Origin of the sequence: Pseudoalteromonas sp. SG44-8 (assembly GCF_014164125.1) — a bacterium.
Classification (GTDB): domain Bacteria; phylum Pseudomonadota; class Gammaproteobacteria; order Enterobacterales; family Alteromonadaceae; genus Pseudoalteromonas; species Pseudoalteromonas rhizosphaerae.
This window is the reverse complement of sequence record NZ_JACJEQ010000098.1, coordinates 1-273: the sequence shown is the minus strand read 5'-3', so window position 1 is coordinate 273 and position 273 is coordinate 1. Positions and strand designations below refer to the sequence as shown.

Below are 273 nucleotides of genomic sequence, written 5' to 3'. Positions count from 1 at the left end.
CTGGATCCGCCGTAGGATAAGAATGTGCTACTGGCGGCAATGGCGTAAACCTCGCACCAAAGTACGCAGTTTAATGAAATTGGGTGTTAGCGAACGACTCGCCATTGCATGTGGTATCACCAGTACCAAAAGTAGGCGCTTGGAAGCGAAGGTCCTTGTAGAAGCTCAAAAACAAAAGGAATTAACATTGCGATAGGCAATGACTATCTAGCGTCACAAGGTTTAGCGTCATTAAGAGATATTTGGATCAATATTCACTACGGGAGATGAACC

The 273-nt window shown here is 45.1% G+C and carries 1 pseudogene; it reads left to right on the top strand.

The features are described from left to right. Positions 1–270 (top strand): annotated as a pseudogene (locus H5163_RS21205) (group II intron reverse transcriptase/maturase); the annotation flags it as partial. Positions 271–273 lie beyond the last annotated feature (3 nt).